Origin of the sequence: Pseudomonas sp. UBA3153 (assembly GCF_002364635.1) — a bacterium.
Lineage (GTDB): Bacteria > Pseudomonadota > Gammaproteobacteria > Pseudomonadales > Pseudomonadaceae > Pseudomonas_O > Pseudomonas_O kuykendallii.
This window is the reverse complement of sequence record NZ_DEYR01000034.1, coordinates 23,163-41,965: the sequence shown is the minus strand read 5'-3', so window position 1 is coordinate 41,965 and position 18,803 is coordinate 23,163. Positions and strand designations below refer to the sequence as shown.

Genomic DNA, 18,803 nt, shown 5'->3' with positions numbered 1-18,803 from the left:
ATGCGTGGGTTAATCGTCGAGGCGCTCTTCGAGCTGGCGCACTTCCTGGGAAAGCTTGTCGAGAAACTGCATGCGCCGCACCAGCCGCTCGGACTCCTCGCGCTGCGCGGGGTCCTCCCAGCTGGCGGCGAAGCTCTCCTCAAGCGCTTCCTGGGCCGCTTTCAGGCGCCGCTTGAAGACCGCGACGCCGGCCAGATCGGCCTCGTCCTGCAGCTCCTCGAGCTCCTCCCGCCACTGCATCTGCTGCAGCAGGAACTGCGGGTCCTGCACGGTGACTTCCAGGGGCAGTTCGTGGCCACGAATCGCCAGAAGGTAGCGGGCGCGCTGGGGCGCATTCCTCAGCGTCCGGTAGGCCTCATTGAGCCCCGCCGCGCGCTCGAGCGCAATGCGCTGCTCGCTGGCGGGCGCATCGGCGAAACGATCCGGATGAGTGGCACGGGCCAATTCCCGATAACGCACCGCCAGTTGCTCGAGGTCGATGCGAAAACCGGGCTGCAGGTCGAACAGCGCGAAATGACAGGGAGTGCCCACGATAGCCTCAGGTATTGAAGCTCTCGCCGCAGCCGCATTCGCCGCGCACGTTGGGGTTGTTGAACTTGAAGCCCTCGTTGAGCCCTTCGCGGACGAAGTCCAGCTCGGTGCCATCGAGGTAGACCAGGCTCTTCGGATCGACGATCACGCGTACGCCGTTGGTCTCGAAGACCTGATCGTCGCCGCTGAACTCGTCGACGAACTCCAGCACGTAGGCCAGCCCCGAGCATCCGGTGGTACGAACGCCCAGACGGATGCCCTCGCCCTTGCCACGCCCTTCGAGGGAGCGACGAACGTGGCGAACCGCCGCTTCAGTCATGCTGATGGCCATTGGCGCCTCCTCAGATCAGGCCTTTCTTGTGCTTGTAGTCACGCACAGCCGCCTTGATGGCGTCCTCCGCCAGAACCGAGCAGTGGATCTTCACCGGCGGCAGCGCCAACTCTTCGGCGATGGTGGTGTTCTTGATCAGTTCGGCTTCGTCCAGCGTCTTGCCCTTCATCCACTCGGTGGCGAGGGAACTGGAGGCGATCGCCGAACCGCAACCGTAGGTCTTGAACTTGGCGTCTTCGATCACGCCCTGCTCGTTCACCTTGATCTGCAGACGCATGACGTCGCCGCAGGCCGGCGCACCGACCATGCCGGTACCTACATCCGGATCCTCGGCGTTGAGCTTGCCGACGTTGCGCGGATTCTCGTAATGGTCGATGACCTTTTCACTGTAAGCCATGATGCAATTCCTCTGTAATCACGCGGGCGGCTTGTGGGTGACGTCTTAATGCGCCTGCCATTCGACCTGGGAAAGGTCGACACCCTCTTTGTACATATCCCAAAGCGGCGACAATTCGCGCAGCTTGGTTACTGCTTCGCAGACTTTCTGCGCCGCGTAGTCGATGTCTTCCTCGGTGGTGAAACGACCGAAGGTGAAGCGGATCGAGCTGTGCGCCAGCTCATCGTTGCGACCCAGGGCGCGCAGTACATAGGACGGCTCCAGCGACGCCGAGGTACAGGCCGAACCCGAGGACACCGCGAGGTCCTTGAGCGCCATGATCAGCGATTCTCCCTCGACGTAATTGAAGCTGAGGTTCAGGTTGTGCGGTACGCGGGACGTCAGACTACCGTTGACGTAGAGCTCTTCGAGCGACTCGACCTGACGGTAGAAACGGGCACTCAAGGCGCGAACGTGCTCTGCATCCTTGACCATGTCCTGCTTGGCGATGCGGAATGCCTCGCCCATGCCGACGATCTGGTGGGTCGCCAGGGTGCCGGAACGCATGCCACGCTCGTGGCCACCACCGTGGGTCTGCGCCTCCAGGCGAACACGCGGCTTGCGACGCACGTAGAGCGCGCCAATGCCTTTGGGGCCGTAGGTCTTGTGCGCCGAGAACGACATCAGGTCGACCTTCAGCTTCTCAAGGTCGATCTCAACCTTGCCGGTGGACTGCGCCGCGTCGACATGGAAGAGGATGCCGCGCGAACGGGTCAACTCGCCGATGGCCGCGATGTCGTTGACCGTGCCGATCTCGTTGTTCACGTGCATGACCGACACCAGAATGGTGTCCTCGCGCAGCACGGCTTCGACCATCTCGGCGGTGATCAGGCCATCTTCGCGCGGATCGAGGTAGGTGACCTCGAAGCCTTCGCGCTCGAGCTGGCGAGCGGTGTCCAGGATCGCCTTGTGCTCGATCTTGGTGGTGACGATGTGCTTGCCCTTGCTCGCGTAAAAATGCGCGACGCCCTTGAGGGCGAGGTTGTCCGATTCGGTGGCACCGGAGGTCCAGACGATTTCGCGCGGGTCGGCATTGACCAGATCGGCCACCTGGCGGCGTGCGGTTTCGACGGCTTCCTCAGCGCGCCAGCCGAACACGTGGGAACGCGACGCGGGGTTGCCGAAATTGCCATCCATGGTCAGGCACTCGACCATCTTCTGCGCAACTCGCGGATCGACTGGGGTGGTGGCGGAATAGTCCAGATAAATCGGCAATCTCATCGGTGATCTCCTAATCAGGTATCGAGGCCTCGCGGCCGGCGCCTGTTATGCCCGTCTATTCGACGGCGGACGCTTGAATCTTGTCCAGGCTCATCGGCCTGCCCGTGGAAATGCGGCGCTGATCCTGCCGCAGGGCAACTTCCTGCACTTCGCGACGGGTGACCAGATCGGCCAGGCTGATGCCACTGAGGAACTCGTGGATCTGGTCGCTGAGGTCGCACCACAGGTGGTGGGTCAGGCAGGTATCGCCGGAATGGCAATCGCCGAGCCCCTGGCAGCGGGTGGCGTCGACCGATTCGTTGACGGCGTCGATCACCTGGGCGACCTGGATGCCGCACATGTCCCGGGACAGTTGATAGCCGCCGCCCGGCCCACGCACGCTGGACACCAGCCCGCCACGACGAAGCTTGGCGAAGAGCTGCTCCAGATAGGACAGGGAAATGCCCTGGCGCTCGGAAATGTCGGCCAGGGAAACAGGCCCGTTTTGCGCATGCAGGGCCAGATCGAGCATGGCGGTGACGGCGTAACGGCCTTTAGTGGTCAATCGCATGAGTGGTACCACAGAATTCGCTGGTTTGAGCCGATTATCCAATTTCCGAGTATTTAAGTCAACTATAAGACCTATCAACTCAGTCGGATTAGTCCAGCGAAGCGGCGCAGAATCATAGCAGAAGGCAATCCCCTACCGCCAAGCTCGCCTATCCCAGCGCAATCAGGAGTTACCCCGCTTGTGTGGCTCACCGCGGATGGCTTTCTGGGTTTCCGTGAGAATGCCGCGCAAGATGTTCATTTCCAGTTTGCTCACCCCCGCACGCCCGTATAGCCGGCGAAGGCGCGGCATCAGGTGGCGGGGCTTTTCGGGATCGAGAAAACGGATGTCCAGCATGACCCGTTCCAGATGGCGGTAGAACGACTCCATCTCCTCGGCCGTACACACCTCCGCATCGCCCTCGGCTAGCGCCTCGGTCTTTTCCATCTTGGTCGGCTTGTTCTGCTGCGCGAGCCACGCCATGCGGACCTCGTAAGTCAGCACCTGCACAGCGGCGGCGAGATTCAACGAGCCAAACTCCGGGTCCGAAGGAATATGCACATGGTAGTGGCAGCGCTGCAGCTCCTCATTAGTCAGCCCGGCATACTCCCGCCCGAACACCAGCGCCACCTTGCCGCCCTTGGTGGCCTGCTCCAGAGAAGTGACCGCAGACTCACGCGGATCCAGCAGCGGCCAGGGGATGCGTCGATCGCGAGCGCTCGTGCCAAGCACCAGACTGCAACCGACCAGCGCCTCCTCCAGCGTCGCCACGACACGCGCCGCAGCGAGCACATCGGTGGCGCCGGATGCACGGGCATCGGCCTTTGGACTCGGAAACTCCAGCGGATCGACCAGTACCAGATCGGCGAATCCCATGTTCTTCATGGCCCGCGCCGCGCCGCCGATATTGCCTGGATGACTGGTATTGACCAGGACCACGCGAATGTTCTGCAGCAAGGTCGGCTCCCGCAAGCGTTCTAAAAGGGGGATAAATCTTACAGAAGCCCCTTCCGCCACGCTACGCGAAGGCTCCGTTCGGACTGCATCAATCGCGCTTTTCTGCTAGTATGGCCGGCTTTATTCGACGACCCAGGTGAAACTCCATGCAGCCCATGCTGAACATCGCCCTGCGCGCAGCCCGCAGCGCCGGTGAACTGATCTTCCGCTCCATCGAACGCCTGGACGTCATCTCGATCAACGAGAAAGACGCCAACGATTACGTCAGCGAAGTCGATCACGCCGCCGAACAGACCATCGTCACCGCGCTGCGCAAGGCCTACCCGACCCATTCCATCCTTGGCGAGGAAAGCGGCTTCAGCGAAGGCAGCGGCGAAGGCAAGGACTACCTGTGGATCATCGATCCGCTGGATGGCACCACCAACTTCCTGCGTGGCGTGCCGCACTTCGCCGTCAGCATCGCCTGCAAGTACCGTGGCCGCCTGGAACACGCCGTGATCCTAGACCCGGTACGCCAGGAAGAATTCACCGCCAGCCGCGGCCGTGGCGCCGCCCTGAACGGCCGCCGCATGCGCGTCAGCCCGCGCAAGGGCCTGGAAGGCGCCCTTCTCGGCACCGGTTTCCCGTTCCGCGAAGGTCAGATGGACAACCTGGAAAACTACCTCGACATGTTCCGCGCCCTGACCGGCCAGACCGCCGGCATCCGTCGCGCCGGCGCCGCCAGCCTGGACCTCGCCTACGTGGCCGCGGGACGTTTCGATGCGTTCTGGGAATTCGGCCTGTCGGAATGGGACATGGCCGCCGGAGCACTGCTGGTTCAGGAAGCCGGCGGCCTCGTCAGCGACTTCACCGGCAGCCATGAATTCCTCGAAAAGGGCAATATCGTCGCGGGCAACACCAAGTGCTTCAAGGCCGTGCTGACCGCAATCCAGCCGCACCTCCCAGCCTCGCTGAAACGCTGACTTCGGCAATTTCCAGGCATTAAAAAAGCGCCCCGCGGGGCGCTTTTTCGTTGTCGCTGATTTACTGGGCAGTGTTCTGACCGATCACCAGCTGGCCATTGCTGACCGGAATCTGCGGACCTGGATCACGGTCCATACGCACCTGACCGATCTTGCCGTCGAGGTCGTACTTGACGTCGTAACCCACGATTTTCTCGCTGGTCTCGTTGACCGTATTGCAACGGGTCTGCGTGGTCGTATAGGTATCACCGGCCTGCATGCGACCCTGAACCTGGTTGCCGGCGTAACCTCCACCTACGGCACCGGCCACGGTAGCCAGCTTCTTGCCGTTACCGCCGCCGACCTGGTTGCCCAGCAAACCGCCAGCGATGGCGCCGATCGCCGTACCGGCGATCTTGTACTGGTCCTGCACGGGCTTTTGCCGGGTGACCGTGACATCCTTGCAGACCTCGCGAGGTGTCTTGATGGTTTCCTTTACCGGCTGAACCGCTACGACCTTCGCGTAGTCCGGACCGTTGCCGACTACGCTGTAAGCCACCGCGCCCCCGGCCGTAACGACTACGGCACCGAGCACCGCACCGACGAGCATCGACTTGTTCACACGCACCTCCTGACTACCATCCACTGCGAGCGATTACGCTCCATTCCCTGCCTTGGACAGAAGTCAAAAGGGTTAGTTCGACAAGCTCATCTGCGCGGATCACGGGCGCTCGTCGACTTCCTTCGCTGCCGGAGGGATCAGGTCTTCGGAGCTCAGGCCCAGCCAAACCAGCACCGTGGCACCGATGTAGACCGACGAGTAGGTACCGACGACCACACCGATCAACAGCGTGATTGCGAAGTTCGCCAGGCTGTCGCCGCCGAAGAACAGCAACGCGAAGAGTGCCAGCGCTGTGGACAACGACGTGGCGATGGTCCGCAGCAGGGTTTGCGTGACCGAGATGTCGATGTTCTCGATCAGCGTCGCCCGGCGCAGCAGACGGAAGTTCTCCCGCACACGGTCATAGATGATGATGGTGTCGTTCAGCGAGTAGCCGATCATCGCCAGCACGGCGGCGAGCACGGTCAGGTCGAACGGCACCTGAAAGAACGCCAGCAGCCCGAGGGTGACGATCACGTCGTGCGCCAGGGACGCCACGGCGCCGACGCCGAACTTCCACTGGAAGCGGAACGCCAGGTAGATGAGGATGCCGCCCAGCGCCAGGAGCATGGCGAGGCCGCCCTGATCGCGCAGCTCTTCACCGACCTGCGGGCCGACGAACTCGACGCGCTTGACCTCGAACTGGGCGTCCGCATCGATCTTGCGCAATGCCTCGGCAACCTTGTTGCCCAGTTGCGGATCTTCGCCGGCCAGACGAACCAGCACGTCGGTGCTCGCGCCGAAGCTCTGCACGATCGACTCCGGATAACCGGCCTGCCCCAGCTCGGACTTGATCAGCTCGAGATTCGCGGGTTTCTCGTAGGCCAGCTCGATCAGCGTGCCGCCGGTGAAATCCAGACCGAAGTTCAGGCCCTTGGCGACCAGGCTGCCAAGGCCGATGAAGCTGATGACCAGGGTGATGGCGAACGCGATGTTGCGTATCGCCATGAAACGGATGGTGGACTTGATCATGACGGCACCTTAGATCCACAGCTTCTTGAAGTTACGGCCACCGAAGATCAGGTTGACCAAACCGCGGGTGAACATGATGGCGGTGAACATCGAGGTGATGATCCCCAGCGACATGGTCACGGCGAAGCCCTTAACCGGACCGGTACCCAGGGCGAACAGGATCGCGCCGACCAGCAGCGTGGTCAGGTTACTGTCGATGATCGCGCTGTAGGCGCGATCGAAGCCTTCGTGGATCGCACGCTGTACCGAAAGACCTTTGGCCAGTTCCTCGCGAATCCGCGAGAAGATCAGCACGTTGGCATCCACCGCCATACCCAGCGTCAGCACGATACCGGCGATGCCCGGCAGGGTCAGGGTGGCGCCGATCACCGACATCAGGCCAACCAGCAACACCAGGTTGAAGGCCAGCGCGACGGTCGCCAGAACACCGAAGAAGCGGTAGATGGCGATGATGAAGATCGACACGAAGACCATCGCCCACTCGGTGGATTCGATGCCCTTGACGATGTTTTCGGCTCCCAGGCTCGGGCCGATGGTGCGTTCTTCGGCGAAGTACATCGGTGCGGCCAGACCGCCGGCTCGCAGCAGCAGCGCCAGTTCGGAGGACTCCCCCTGGCCGTTCAGGCCGGTGATGCGGAATTGCCCGCCCAGCGGCGACTGGATGGTCGCCAGGCTGATGATCTGTTTCTCTTCCTTGAAGCTCTGCGTGGCGACTTCTTTCTCGACGCCATCGACCACCTGCTTGCTGTAGGTGGTGACCGGACGCTGTTCGATGAAGATCACCGCCATGCTGCGCCCGACGTTGTTGCGGGTCGCGCGGTTCATCAGCTCGCCGCCGTGGCCGTCTAGACGGATATTCACCTGCGGGCGACCGTTCTCGTCGAAGCTGGCGCTGGCGTCGGTGACCTGGTCGCCGGTGATTATCAGGCTGCGCTCCAGCTGGACCGACGGACGGCCCGGCTCGCGGAAGCCAAAGGACTCGGTGGTGGCGCGGGAGGCATCGGCCTCGGCCGCCAGGCGGAACTCCAGGCTCGCGGTCTTGCCGAGAATCCGCTTCGCTTCGGCAGTGTCCTGAACGCCCGGCAGCTCGACGACGATGCGGTTGGCGCCCTGGCGCTGCACCAGCGGCTCGGCGACGCCTAGCTCGTTCACCCGGTTACGCACGGTGGTGAGGTTCTGCTTGATCGAGTATTCGCGAATCTCCGCCAGCTTGGCCTGGGTCAGGCGCAAGCTAAGCACCTGCTGACCATTGCGCTCGGCAGTGGCGATCTCGAAGTCGTTGAAGTTTTTGCGAATCAGGTCCTGCGCCTTCTGCGCCGCCTCCGCATCGCTGAAGCCCAGCTGGAAGGCGCTGTCCTGCGCCGGAAGGCTGCGGTAGCGCACCCGCTCCTTGCGCAGCAGGCTCTTGACTTCACCCTCGTAGACCTTGATGCGCGCATCGACGGCTTTGCCCATGTCCACTTCGAGGAGGAAGTGCACACCGCCCGACAGGTCGAGCCCCAGCTTCATAGGCGTCGCATGCAGGCTGCGCAACCAATCCGGCGTGGTCGGCGCCAGGTTCAGGGCGACCACGTAGTCGTCTCCCAAGGCCTTGCGCACGACGTCCTTGGCCGGCAACTGATCAGCGAGCTTGGTCAGACGCAGCAGGCCGCCATGCTGGGCGACTTCGGCCGCCTTGACGGCGATACCCGCGTCACTCAGCGCCTGGCTGGCACGATCGACAGTCGCCTGGTCGATCTTAAGCGCGGTGCTGCTGCCGGTGAGCTGGATCGCCGGATCGTCCGGATAGAGATTGGGCGCGGAATAAAGCAGGCCGATCGCCAGCACCGCCAGGATCAGCAGGTATTTCCACAGAGGGTATTTGTTCAGCATGACGCCGCCCGCTTATGACGCGGGGCGCCCTAAAGCGCCCCGTGTAAGAAAGGAAAAGGTAGGACTCAGATGGCTTTCAGCGTGCCCTTGGGCAAGGTTGCAGCGATAGCGGCCTTCTGGAATTTCATCTCGACGGTGTCGGAGACTTCGACGACGACGAAATCGTCGGCGACCTTGACCACCTTGCCGGCGATCCCGCCGGAAGTGACCACTTCGTCACCCTTCTGCAGGTTGCCGAGGAGGTTCTTGTGCTCCTTCGTGCGCTTGGCCTGCGGACGCCAGATCATCAGGTAGAAGATGACCAGGAAGCCAACCAGAAAGACCCATTCGAAGCCAGTGCCGGCAGGTCCGGCGGCCGGAGCGGCAGCGTCGGCGTAAGCGGCGGGAATCAGAAAGCTCATGTAGCACCCCTGTTGCAAGTTCTTGAAATAAGGAAGGAATTTCAATCCAAAGGCGGCGTTGGCAGGCCGCGTCGGGCGTAGAAGGCGTCGACGAAGGCGGCCAATGTACCCTGTTGAATTGCCCCGCGCAAACCAGCCATCAGGCGCTGGTAATGGCGCAGGTTATGGATTGTATTCAACATGCTCCCGAGCATTTCGCCGCATTTATCCAGATGGTGCAGATAGGCGCGGGAGAAATGTTTGCAGGTGTAACAATCGCAGTCGGCCTCCAGGGGCGACTGGTCGTGGCGATGCCCGGCGTTGCGGATCTTCACCACCCCTTCGGCGGTGAACAGATGACCGTTGCGGGCGTTGCGCGTAGGCATCACGCAGTCGAACATATCGACGCCGCGGCGCACGCCTTCGACCAGGTCTTCCGGCTTGCCCACGCCCATCAGGTAGCGCGGTTTGTCCGCCGGCATCTGAGCCGGCAGGAAATCCAGCACACGGATCATCTCTTCCTTCGGCTCGCCCACCGACAGCCCGCCGATGGCCAGGCCGTCGAAGCCGATCTCGCACAGGCGCTCCAGCGAACGCATGCGCAGGTTTTCGTGCATGCCACCCTGGACGATGCCGAACAGCGCCGAAGGGTTGTCCGCGTGGGCGATCTTCGAGCGCTCGGCCCAGCGCAGCGACAGCTCCATGGAGCGGCGCGCGACGTCTTCGTCAGCCGGGTAAGGCGTGCACTCATCGAAGATCATCACGATGTCCGAGCCCAGCTCGCGCTGCACGCGCATCGATTCTTCCGGCCCCATGAACACCTTGGCGCCATCCACCGGAGAAGCGAAGTAGACGCCCTCCTCCTTGATCTTGCGCATCGCGCCCAGGCTGAACACCTGGAAACCGCCGGAGTCGGTGAGGATCGGCCCCTTCCACTGCATGAAGTCGTGCAGGTCACCATGCTCGCGGATCACCTCGGTGCCCGGACGCAACCACAAGTGGAAGGTATTGCCGAGAATGATCTGCGCGCCGATCGCCTCGATGTCGCGCGGCAGCATGCCCTTCACCGTGCCGTAGGTCCCCACCGGCATGAAGGCCGGGGTCTCCACCACACCACGCGGGAAGGTCAGGCGTCCGCGTCGGGCCCTGCCCTCGGTGGCGAGCAGTTCGAAGGTCATGTGGCTCATGCGAAGTCCTCGGGGCCGCGCGCGGCGGGATTGCGGGTGATGTACATGGCGTCGCCGTAACTGAAGAAGCGGTAGCCGTTTTCCACCGCGGCCGCGTAGGCGGCCATCGTCTCGGGATAACCGGCGAACGCGGACACCAGCATCAACAGCGTGGATTCGGGCAGATGGAAGTTGGTCACCAGGGCATCGACCACATGAAAGGGTCGCCCCGGGTAGAGGAAGATGTCGGTGTCGCCACTGAACGCCTTGAGCTGACCGTCGCGCGCGGCGCTTTCCAGCGAGCGCACGCTGGTGGTGCCGACCGCTATCACCCGCCCGCCCCGCGCGCGGCACGCGGCGACGGCGTCGACGACACCCTGGCTGACTTCCAGCCACTCGCGGTGCATGGGGTGATCCTCGATACGCTCGACGCGCACGGGCTGGAAGGTGCCAGCGCCGACGTGGAGCGTGACGAACGCGGTGTCCACGCCTTTAGCGCGGATCGACTCGAGCAGTGCCTCATCGAAATGCAGGCCGGCGGTAGGCGCGGCCACCGCGCCGGAGCGCTGCGCGTAGACGGTCTGGTAGCGCTCGCGATCGGCAGCGTCATCGGCGCGCACTATATAAGGAGGCAATGGCATGTGCCCGACACGATCAAGCAACGCCAGCGCGGGCTCTTCGAAACGCAACTCGAACAGCGCATCGTGGCGCGCCAGCATCTCGGCGCGGCCACCACCCTCGACGAGGATTTCGGTACCGGGCTTCGGCGACTTGCTCGAGCGCACATGGGCGAGCACCCGATACTCGTCCAGCACACGCTCGACGAGGATCTCCAGCTTGCCGCCGGAAGCCTTCTGACCGAACAGCCGCGCCGGAATCACCCGGGTGTCGTTGAACACCATGAGGTCGCCGGGACGCAGATGATCGAGCAGGTCGGTGAAGCGTCGATGCGCCAGCTCACCGCTCTCGCCATCGAGCACCAGCAGGCGGCTGGCGCGACGCTCGGCAAGCGGATAACGGGCGATCAAAGATTCGGGAAGGTCGAAATGGAAGTCGGAAACGCGCATGTCTGGGTCGTCTTGCTCAGGGCGCGAATCTTAACGGAAAAGCCTCGCGCTGACCACGCAGCGCGATTGACCCGACGCAGGCGCCTCCCTATACTCCGCCGCCATTGCCCCGGTGGCGGAATCGGTAGACGCGGCGGATTCAAAATCCGTTTTCGAAAGGAGTGGGAGTTCGAGTCTCCCCCGGGGCACCAACACGCTTCATCCCCGGCGACTTTACAGGTCGCCGCTCGCTACAAAGCGCTTAGCCTCCAGCTCACACGGCGTTTCTGCCAAAGCCTCGCAGAGCCCGTCCCAGGCAGCAAAAACCACGCATTCCAGGGTTGGCAACGGCCCGGGAGTTAGCGTAGAGTGTGCCCACTGTGTTTGCATGGGTCGCTGTTGAATCGTGACCTGGTGCAGTAGATCCTAAGATCCGCTACATCCCGCTCGACTTCTCTTACTCTTTGCAACCAGTTCCAGCCCTCTATTGTCGTAGAGGCTGCCATCAACTCTAGTTTCAAGGAAATAAGACATGTCGAATCGTCAAAACGGCACCGTTAAGTGGTTCAACGACGAGAAGGGCTTCGGCTTCATCACTCCCGAAAGCGGCCCGGATCTGTTCGTTCACTTCCGTGCAATCGAAGGTAACGGCTTCAAGAGCCTGAAAGAAGGCCAGAAAGTTAGCTTCGTGGCCGTCCAAGGCCAGAAAGGCATGCAAGCTGACCAGGTTCAAATCCTGGCCTAATCGCCTTCGCAAGAAAAAGCCCCTGATGGTGACATCAGGGGCTTTTTTGTGCGCGCCATTCACTAGAATGGCGCTTTATCCAGCGAGCCCATCCACATGCCGAAACACCTGCTCCGTCCGCAAGGCGAGTTTCCTCCCGCCGGCCTTGGCCGCCGCCTTGCCGCGCTGTTCTACGATTTCCTGCTCTGCGTCGCGCTGCTGATCGTCGTTGCCTTCGCCTACAAGCTGGCACTGATGGGCATCTACGGCGTCGACGAGACCAAGCGCCTCACCGACTCTGGCGCGCTGGACGGCGACCCGCTGCTGTCGACGCTGCTGGTGTTCGCGCTGTTCGGTTTCTTCGCCAAGTTCTGGACCCACTCGGGACAGACGCTCGGCATGCAGGTCTGGGGGCTCCGCATCCAGAACGCGGACGGCTCGGCGGTCAGCCTGTGGCAGGCCCTGCTGCGCTTCGTGATCGCCATCGGCTCCTGGCTGCTCGGCGGGCTCGGCTACCTGTGGATCCTCTGGGACAAGCGCAAGCGCAGCTGGCACGACATCTACTCGGACAGCCAGGTGGTGCGGCTGCCCAAGCACATTCACAAGAAGTGAGCGCCTGCCTCAGCCCGCGCGCCTGAGCAACCAGCCACCGGCCAGCGCGCAGATCGCGGCCGGCACCAGCACCGCCAGCAACGGCGAGAAGCCGAACACCAGGCTCGATGGACCGAGCAGATCCTGGGCGATGCGGAACACGAAGCCCACCAGCACGCCGGTGAAGATGCGCTGGCCGAGGGTCACCGAGCGCAGCGGACCGAAGATGAAACTGATCGCCATCAGCACCAGCGCGGCGGTTACCAGCGGTTGCAGCAGCTTGCTCCAGAACGCCAGCCAGTAGCGCTGGTTGTTCAGCTCCTGATCGGCGAGATAGCCGATGTACTTCCACAACCCCACGAGCGACAGCGCGTCCGGCTCCATCACCACGGTCCCGAGCATCTGCGGGCTGAGCTCGATATCCCAGGGCTCCTCCGCGGTCGTCTTCACCTCGGTGCTGCGCTCCTTGAACAGCGTGGTGGTCACGTCCTGCAGCTGCCAGTGGTCGCCGTTGTAGTGGGCCTGGCGGGCGAAACTGGATGATTGCAGGTGACGCTGATTGTCGAAGCGGTAGCGTGTCACCCCATACAGGATGCCACTGGGCTGGACGGCGTTGATGTGCACGTATTCGTTGCCCTGGCGATGCCACAGGCCGTGCTTGGCGCTTTGCGCGTCACCGCTGCCCTGGGCCATCGCGCGGAACGACTGAGCCTGGTTCTCGGTTTGCGGCGCGAGGTATTCGCCGATCAGGATGCCGACGACCATCAGCATCAGCATCGGCCGCATCACCGACCAGACGATCCGCCCGATCGACACCCCGGCCGCACGCATGATGGTCAGCTCGCTGTTGCTGGCCAGCGTGCCGAGACCGATGAGGCAGCCGATAAGCGCCGCCATCGGCAGCATCTCGTAGATTCGCCGCGGCGCGGTCAGCAGCACGTACCAGGCCGCGTCGAGCAGGCCATAGCTGTCCTCGATATCGCCCAGCTCGTCGATGAAGGCGAACAGCAGGGCGAGGCCGACGATCACGCCGAGCACACTGAGGATGGCGAAGAACACGCTGGTGCCGATGTAGCGATCCAACTTAACCATGGGTCGCAGCTCCAGCACGACGCGCCGCCAGTTTCAGGCGCAACGATTCCCAATAAAGCATCAGCATGCCGATGGCGAAGAACAGCAGATGCACCCACCACAGCCCCAGCGCCGGCGGAATCCGCCCTTTGTCCAGCGCGCCGCGCATGGCGATCAGCAGCGACAGATAGGCCATGTAGAGCAGGATCGCCGGCAGCAGCTTGAGGAAGCGCCCCTGACGCGGATTGACCCGCGCCAGCGGAACGGCGAGCAGCGTGATGACGAACACCAGCAGCGGAATCGACAGACGCCATTGCAGTTCGGCGATGTAGCGGATGTTGTCGCTGCCGAACAGCTGCGAGGTCGGGATCGCCTCGCGATCGCTGATTTCGGCGCTGACCTCCGGGCGCGGCAGCAGCACGCCGTAGGTGTCGTACCGGATCGCGCGGTAATTGGCCTCGCCGGGGTTGCCGTCGTAGCGGTAGCCGTTCTTCAGGATCAGGTAACGGCTGCCATCCTCGCGTATTTCCTGGCGCCCGGATTCGGCCACCAGCACGGTGATGCCGCGTTCCTTGGCCTTGTCGCGGGACAATTGCTTCTCGGAGATGAACAGCCCGCCCAGCGCGTCGCGATTCTCCGACAGGGTCTCGGTGTAAGTGACCCGCGACCCGTCGCGCATGGACTGGAAGCGCCCCGGCTCCAGCGTATCGAACTCGGTGAGGGCGTCCTGTGCGTTGAGAATGCGCGCCACCTGGCCGATGCCCTGGGGCGCCAGGCCCATGCTCAGCCAGGCCACCAGCAGGGCGACCACGGTGGCCGGCGCGAGGCTGTAGGCCACCAGACGCTGCTGGCTCATGCCGGTGGCTGCCAGCACGGTCATTTCGCTGTCGAGGTAGAGCCGTCCGTAGGCCAGCAGGATGCCGAGGAAAAGCCCCAGCGGCAGGATCAGTTCGAGGAAACCGGGCATCCGGTAGAGCATGATCAGCAGCAGCACGCCCGGATCGAGCAAGCCCTGGGCAGCCTGGGCGAGGTACTTGATGAAGCGCCCGCTCATGATGATCACCAGCAGCACCGCACTGACCGCGCTCAGGGTAATCAGCAGCTCTCGGGACAGGTAACGAAAGACGATCAAACCAGACCACTCCAGGGTTGTCGGGCTCGGGCGGCAACCCAGTGCGCCACCCGCGGCCGGCACGCCCACGGGCGGCCGATTTAAAAAGAGGCCGGCATTATCCTGCGATTGCGCGCGAGTGTCACGGCGAACTCGGATCGCTATCCTCCCGCTCGCCTGCGGCCGGCGCAACCGGCGATCTTCTACCGATGAACGAGCCACCCTCTACCTTTGGCCAGGCGCGAACCCGAGCCCCGACGCATAGACTCCAGCGTAGCCCGATCGGACTCTGCGCAGAGACGAGATGAACGCCCGAACGCTATCGCTGACCAGCCTCGCCATGCTCGCCTTCGCCGGCAACTCACTGCTCTGCCGCCTGGCGCTCAAACACACTGCCATCGATGCTGCCAGTTTCACCGGGCTGCGCCTCCTCGCCGGCGCACTGATGCTGAGCCTGCTCCTGCAGGTACGCCGCTCGCGAGGCAAACCCCACGGTAGCTGGTCCGGCGCTGCCGCCCTGTTCACCTATGCCGCGGCGTTTTCCTTTGCCTATCTGCAACTGGACGCCGGCGTCGGCGCCCTGCTGCTGTTCGGCGCCGTGCAGTCGAGCATGCTGCTCTACGGGGTGATGCGCGGCGAACGTCTTGGCCGCTGGGCGACACTCGGCCTGCTGCTCGCGCTTGGCGGGTTGCTTGTGCTCCTGCTGCCGGGGGCCAGTGCGCCGCCCCTCGGCAGCGCGCTGCTGATGCTGCTCGCCGGCCTCGCCTGGGCGCTCTATTCGCTGCTCGGACGCGGCGTCGCCGACCCGCTCGCCGCCACCGCCGGCAATTTTCTGCGCGCCATTCCCTTCGCCGTGCTGCTCTGCCTGGCGCTCGTCACCCGGCGCGACTGGGACCTGCCCGGGGTGACCTATGCCCTGCTTTCCGGCGCGCTCGCCTCGGGCGTCGGCTACGCCATCTGGTACACCGCACTGCGCGGCCTGGGCGCGCTGCAGGCCTCGACGGTGCAACTCAGCGTACCCATCCTCGCCGCCCTGGGCGGCAGCCTGCTACTGGGCGAAACCCTGACGCTGCGCCTGCTGCTGGTGTCGATCGCGGTGCTCGGCGGCATCGCGCTGGTGCTCGGCAGCCGCACGCGCACATGAAAAGGCCCCGCAGTGGCGGGGCCCTTCGGCTGGCGCGGTCGATCAGTCCAGCTTGTCACGAGTGACGTCGCCGGTCTTGCCATCGACGCGGAACTCGTAGACCTTGCCGTCCTGCTTCACGCCTTCTCCCTCCCAGTAACCGCCGTCGTCGGCCTCGATCTTGTGGACCTGGGTGTAACCGGCGGCCTTGGCTTTCGCCAGCGCCTGGTCGATGGTGATCCAATCGGCGCCCGGACGATCGGCCAGGGCCATTCCGGCGGTGAGTGCGGCGGCAGCTGCCAGGGTGGCAGTGAGAGTGTGCTTGAGCATGGAAAGCCTCCGTTTCCGTTATGGGGAGACACCTTGGCGGCGTCATGCAGTTGGAGGCTACTCGCGCGCCAAGGGTTCCATCCCCGTGCGATCCGCTACGCCAAGGCTGGGCATCCGCGCGCCACGACAGTAGGATACGGAGCACACCGCGACACGCCGGCGCAGGTTGGGGTGAGCACCCGTCCGGACGGATCAGCGCATCCCCGGACAGGCCATGACTGACTCGCTCCACGACCGTCGTCCTGCCACCGGACCAAAGGCATCGACGGTCTTCGCGGCATCTTCCGGATCACGCGGTGGCCCCATGCGCTGTCGCCTTCCTGCACATCAGACACCTTGTCTCGGGGACAAATCTCGATGGAATTCCTAGTCAAAAGCGCTCGCCCGGAAACCGTAAAAACCGCCACCCTGGTGATTCCCGTCGGCGAAGGCCGCGTACTCGGCAACCTCGCCCAGGCGGTCGATACGGCGAGCGGCGGCGCCATCGCCACCCTGCTCAAGCGCGGCGACCTGGCCGGCAAGCCGGGCCAGACTTTGCTCCTGCACAGCCTGCCCAACCTCAAGGCCGAGCGCGTGCTGCTGGTCGGCTGCGGCAAGGAAAGCCCGCTTTCCGACCGCCAGTTCCGCAAGCTGGTGGGCGCTGCGCACGCGGCGCTCAAGGGCCTCGGCGGCACCGACGCGGCCTTCGCCCTGGGCGACCTCGAGGTGAAGAACCGCGACGCCTATGGCAAGGCCCGCCTGACCGTGGAAACCCTGGCCGACGGCACCTACGTGTTCGATCGCTTCAAGAGCCAGAAGGCCGAAGCGCGCCCACTGAAGAAGATCACCCTGATCACCGACAAGCCCGCCCAGGCCGAGGTCGAGCGCGGCATCGTTCACGCCCGCGCCATCGCCACCGGCATGGCTTTCACCAAGGATCTGGGCAACCTGCCGCCGAACCTGTGCACGCCAAGCTTCCTGGCCGAAGAGGCCAAGTCGCTCGGCAAGACCTATCCCGGCCTGAAGGTCGAGATCCACGACGAGAAGAAGCTCAAGGCGCTCGGCATGGGCTCGTTCCTCGCCGTCGCCCAGGGCAGCGAGCAGCCCCCGCGGCTGATCGTCATGCAGTACAACGGCGGCAAGAAGGGCGAGCAGCCCTACGCGCTGGTCGGCAAGGGCATCACCTTCGACACCGGCGGCATCAGCATCAAGCCGGCCGCCGGCATGGATGAGATGAAGTACGACATGTGCGGCGCCGCCAGCGTGTTCGGCACCCTGCGCGCGGTGCTGGAACTGCAGCTGCCGATCAACCTGGTGTGCCTGCTGGCCTGCGCCGAGAACATGCCCAGCGGCCGCGCCACGCGCCCTGGCGATATCGTCACGACCATGAGCGGGCAGACCGTGGAAATCCTCAACACCGACGCCGAAGGCCGCCTGGTGTTGTGCGACACCCTCACCTACGCCGAGCGCTTCAAGCCGCAGGCGGTCATCGACCTGGCCACGCTGACCGGCGCCTGCATCGTCGCCCTGGGCAGCAACACCTCGGGCCTGATGGGCAACGACGACGCTCTGATCGAGCAGGTCCTCGACGCCGGTCGCCGCGCCGACGATCGCGCCTGGCAGCTGCCGCTGTTCGACGAATACCAGGAGCAGCTCGACAGCCCGTTCGCCGACATCGCCAACATCGGCGGGCCGAAGGCCGGCACCATCACCGCCGGCTGCTTCCTGTCGCGCTTCGCCAAGGCCTACAAGTGGGCGCACCTGGACATCGCCGGCACCGCCTGGATCAGCGGCGGCAAGGAGAAAGGCGCCACCGGCCGCCCGGTTCCGCTGCTGACGCAATACCTGCTGGATCGCACCCAGGGCTGAGTGCCCGCTGCCCGGCGCCGCGAGGCGTCGGGCAGCACGACGAGAATCCCATGCCCCAGATCGATTTCTACGTGCTCCCCACCGCCGATCCGGCGGCCCGGGTGGAGTTCGCCTGCAAGCTCAGCGAAAAGGCCTGGCGCCTCGGTCATCGCATCTACCTGCACTGCCAGAACGCCGAACAGCGCGAGGCACTGGATGCGCGGTTGTGGACGTTCAAGGGCGAGGCCTTCGTTCCGCACGGGCTGGCCGAAGACGACAGCCAGGCTCCCATCGCCCTGGGCCTGGGCGATGCGCCCGTGGCGCATTGCGATCTGCTGATCAACCTCGACCTGGCCGTGCCGGCGTTTTTCGAGCGCTTCGCCCGGGTCGCCGAGCTGGTGGTGGAAGATCCCGCCATCCGTCAGGCGGCCCGCGAGAGTTTCCGTTTCTACCGGGAGCGCGGCTATCCTCCGCAGGACCACCGCCTGCCTCGCCTTTGAAGCCATCCATGGACAGCCATCAACCTCCTCGCAAGCCCGCCCACCTGCTCGACGAACTCGAGTCGATCCGCCGCGTACTCACGCCGCCGGACCAGGAACCGCCGCTGCTGACCGATTCGCTGGATGCACCGGAGATCCCCCTGCTCAGCGAGGTCGTCGAGGAAGAACCCGAGCCGGCCCCCGTACCGCTCATGCAAGCTCCGCAGGCACCGGTCACCCCGACACCACCGGTGGTGCCGCTGGCGCAGCCGAAGCTCGCCCAAACGCCCGTGCAGCAGGCCGAGATCGCCCAGAGCCTGGGCCGCCACCTCTCGCCGGGCGCCGCCGAGCTGGCGCGCCTGGACGGCGAGCTGCGGTCCGCCGCACAGCTGCTGTTGCAGGACGTGATCGATGATTTCGTGCCGCAGATCGAAGCCGAACTGCGCCGTCGCCTCGACGCCCGTCTGGATCGTCTGCTGGCGCAACGCAAGCGCTGAACGCCGC

22 protein-coding genes and 1 tRNA gene are annotated in these 18,803 nt (G+C 64.1%); 8 read left to right on the top strand and 15 right to left on the bottom strand.

The genetic code is table 11. The annotated features are described in order from the left end of the window. Positions 1-9: 9 nt before the first annotated feature. The 6 genes from hscB to trmJ all read right to left on the bottom strand — a co-directional run bounded on the left by hscB (position 10) and on the right by trmJ (position 4,005). Complete coding sequence (gene hscB, locus B2X67_RS08165) at positions 10-531, bottom strand: co-chaperone HscB (protein ID WP_286785189.1); 522 nt, start codon at positions 529-531, stop codon at positions 10-12. A 7-nt stretch (positions 532-538) separates the two neighbouring features. After that, positions 539-862: an iron-sulfur cluster assembly protein IscA gene (gene iscA / locus B2X67_RS08160; RefSeq protein WP_282342592.1), complete on the bottom strand. Its 324-nt coding sequence runs from the start codon at positions 860-862 to the stop codon at positions 539-541. A 10-nt stretch (positions 863-872) separates the two neighbouring features. Beyond that, a complete protein-coding gene (gene iscU / locus B2X67_RS08155) occupies positions 873-1,259 on the bottom strand; it encodes a Fe-S cluster assembly scaffold IscU (RefSeq protein WP_090227102.1) in 387 nt (128 codons plus the stop codon). A gap of 45 nt (positions 1,260-1,304) precedes the next feature. Beyond that, positions 1,305-2,519 (bottom strand): IscS subfamily cysteine desulfurase, encoded by a 1,215-nt coding sequence (locus B2X67_RS08150; protein WP_273232154.1) that lies wholly within the window; start codon positions 2,517-2,519, stop codon positions 1,305-1,307. A gap of 55 nt (positions 2,520-2,574) precedes the next feature. Continuing rightward, positions 2,575-3,069, bottom strand: a complete 495-nt coding sequence (gene iscR, locus B2X67_RS08145) for a Fe-S cluster assembly transcriptional regulator IscR (RefSeq protein ID WP_282342594.1) — start codon at positions 3,067-3,069, stop codon at positions 2,575-2,577. A 162-nt stretch (positions 3,070-3,231) separates the two neighbouring features. Then, positions 3,232-4,005, bottom strand: coding sequence for a tRNA (cytosine(32)/uridine(32)-2'-O)-methyltransferase TrmJ (gene trmJ / locus B2X67_RS08140; RefSeq protein ID WP_286785188.1), 774 nt, complete (start codon positions 4,003-4,005; stop codon positions 3,232-3,234). Between the two features lie 146 nt (positions 4,006-4,151). On the opposite strand from trmJ, the gene suhB reads away from it, so the two are divergent. Continuing rightward, positions 4,152-4,967 carry an inositol-phosphate phosphatase gene (suhB, locus tag B2X67_RS08135; RefSeq protein ID WP_286785187.1) on the top strand — a complete coding sequence of 272 codons (816 nt, stop codon included), beginning with the start codon at positions 4,152-4,154 and terminating at the stop codon, positions 4,965-4,967. A gap of 61 nt (positions 4,968-5,028) precedes the next feature. On the opposite strand, the gene B2X67_RS08130 is transcribed toward suhB, so the two are convergent. From B2X67_RS08130 to queA, 6 genes are all read right to left on the bottom strand, one after another. Then, complete coding sequence (locus B2X67_RS08130; RefSeq protein WP_282342598.1) at positions 5,029-5,568, bottom strand: glycine zipper 2TM domain-containing protein; 540 nt, start codon at positions 5,566-5,568, stop codon at positions 5,029-5,031. A gap of 99 nt (positions 5,569-5,667) precedes the next feature. Next, on the bottom strand, positions 5,668-6,579 hold the full coding sequence (secF, locus tag B2X67_RS08125) for a protein translocase subunit SecF (protein ID WP_282342599.1): 912 nt from the start codon (positions 6,577-6,579) through the stop codon (positions 5,668-5,670). A gap of 9 nt (positions 6,580-6,588) precedes the next feature. Further along, on the bottom strand, positions 6,589-8,451 hold the full coding sequence (gene secD, locus B2X67_RS08120; RefSeq protein WP_286785186.1) for a protein translocase subunit SecD: 1,863 nt from the start codon (positions 8,449-8,451) through the stop codon (positions 6,589-6,591). 65 nt (positions 8,452-8,516) lie between these two features. Next, positions 8,517-8,852: a preprotein translocase subunit YajC gene (gene yajC / locus B2X67_RS08115; RefSeq protein ID WP_282342601.1), complete on the bottom strand. Its 336-nt coding sequence runs from the start codon at positions 8,850-8,852 to the stop codon at positions 8,517-8,519. Positions 8,853-8,893: 41 nt separating this feature from the next. After that, positions 8,894-10,009 carry a tRNA guanosine(34) transglycosylase Tgt gene (gene tgt, locus B2X67_RS08110; protein WP_286785206.1) on the bottom strand — a complete coding sequence of 372 codons (1,116 nt, stop codon included), beginning with the start codon at positions 10,007-10,009 and terminating at the stop codon, positions 8,894-8,896. A gap of 5 nt (positions 10,010-10,014) precedes the next feature. Next, positions 10,015-11,064 (bottom strand): tRNA preQ1(34) S-adenosylmethionine ribosyltransferase-isomerase QueA, encoded by a 1,050-nt coding sequence (gene queA / locus B2X67_RS08105; protein ID WP_286785185.1) that lies wholly within the window; start codon positions 11,062-11,064, stop codon positions 10,015-10,017. Between the two features lie 106 nt (positions 11,065-11,170). Between queA and B2X67_RS08100 the strand changes: the two genes are divergently transcribed. From B2X67_RS08100 to B2X67_RS08090, 3 genes are all read left to right on the top strand, one after another. Beyond that, positions 11,171-11,255 (top strand) — tRNA-Leu (locus tag B2X67_RS08100). A gap of 320 nt (positions 11,256-11,575) precedes the next feature. Then, on the top strand, positions 11,576-11,788 hold the full coding sequence (locus B2X67_RS08095; RefSeq protein ID WP_090227075.1) for a cold-shock protein: 213 nt from the start codon (positions 11,576-11,578) through the stop codon (positions 11,786-11,788). A gap of 96 nt (positions 11,789-11,884) precedes the next feature. Beyond that, a complete protein-coding gene (locus B2X67_RS08090; RefSeq protein WP_282342604.1) occupies positions 11,885-12,379 on the top strand; it encodes an RDD family protein in 495 nt (164 codons plus the stop codon). Between the two features lie 9 nt (positions 12,380-12,388). Here the strand turns inward: B2X67_RS08090 and lptG are convergent, their stop codons facing one another. Both lptG and lptF read right to left on the bottom strand, forming a co-directional pair. Next, complete coding sequence (gene lptG / locus B2X67_RS08085; RefSeq protein ID WP_282342606.1) at positions 12,389-13,450, bottom strand: LPS export ABC transporter permease LptG; 1,062 nt, start codon at positions 13,448-13,450, stop codon at positions 12,389-12,391. Then, positions 13,443-14,561: an LPS export ABC transporter permease LptF gene (gene lptF / locus B2X67_RS08080; RefSeq protein ID WP_090227066.1), complete on the bottom strand. Its 1,119-nt coding sequence runs from the start codon at positions 14,559-14,561 to the stop codon at positions 13,443-13,445. Before lptF ends, lptG begins: the two co-directional genes overlap by 8 nt. Positions 14,562-14,844: 283 nt before the next feature. Between lptF and B2X67_RS08075 the strand changes: the two genes are divergently transcribed. Then, positions 14,845-15,684, top strand: a complete 840-nt coding sequence (locus tag B2X67_RS08075; RefSeq protein ID WP_286785184.1) for a DMT family transporter — start codon at positions 14,845-14,847, stop codon at positions 15,682-15,684. A gap of 42 nt (positions 15,685-15,726) precedes the next feature. On the opposite strand, the gene B2X67_RS08070 is transcribed toward B2X67_RS08075, so the two are convergent. Beyond that, complete coding sequence (locus B2X67_RS08070) at positions 15,727-15,993, bottom strand: PepSY domain-containing protein (RefSeq protein WP_273232131.1); 267 nt, start codon at positions 15,991-15,993, stop codon at positions 15,727-15,729. Positions 15,994-16,350: 357 nt separating this feature from the next. Between B2X67_RS08070 and B2X67_RS08065 the strand changes: the two genes are divergently transcribed. Genes B2X67_RS08065 through B2X67_RS08055 form a run of 3 tightly spaced genes read left to right on the top strand, consistent with a single transcriptional unit; the run spans position 16,351 to position 18,796 of the window. Further along, complete coding sequence (locus tag B2X67_RS08065; protein ID WP_286785183.1) at positions 16,351-17,841, top strand: leucyl aminopeptidase; 1,491 nt, start codon at positions 16,351-16,353, stop codon at positions 17,839-17,841. A 50-nt stretch (positions 17,842-17,891) separates the two neighbouring features. Further along, a complete protein-coding gene (locus B2X67_RS08060) occupies positions 17,892-18,320 on the top strand; it encodes a DNA polymerase III subunit chi (RefSeq protein WP_090227056.1) in 429 nt (142 codons plus the stop codon). An 8-nt stretch (positions 18,321-18,328) separates the two neighbouring features. Next, entirely contained in the window at positions 18,329-18,796 is a 468-nt protein-coding gene (locus tag B2X67_RS08055; protein WP_286785182.1) for a DNA polymerase III subunit chi, read from the top strand. Positions 18,797-18,803: the final 7 nt, after the last annotated feature.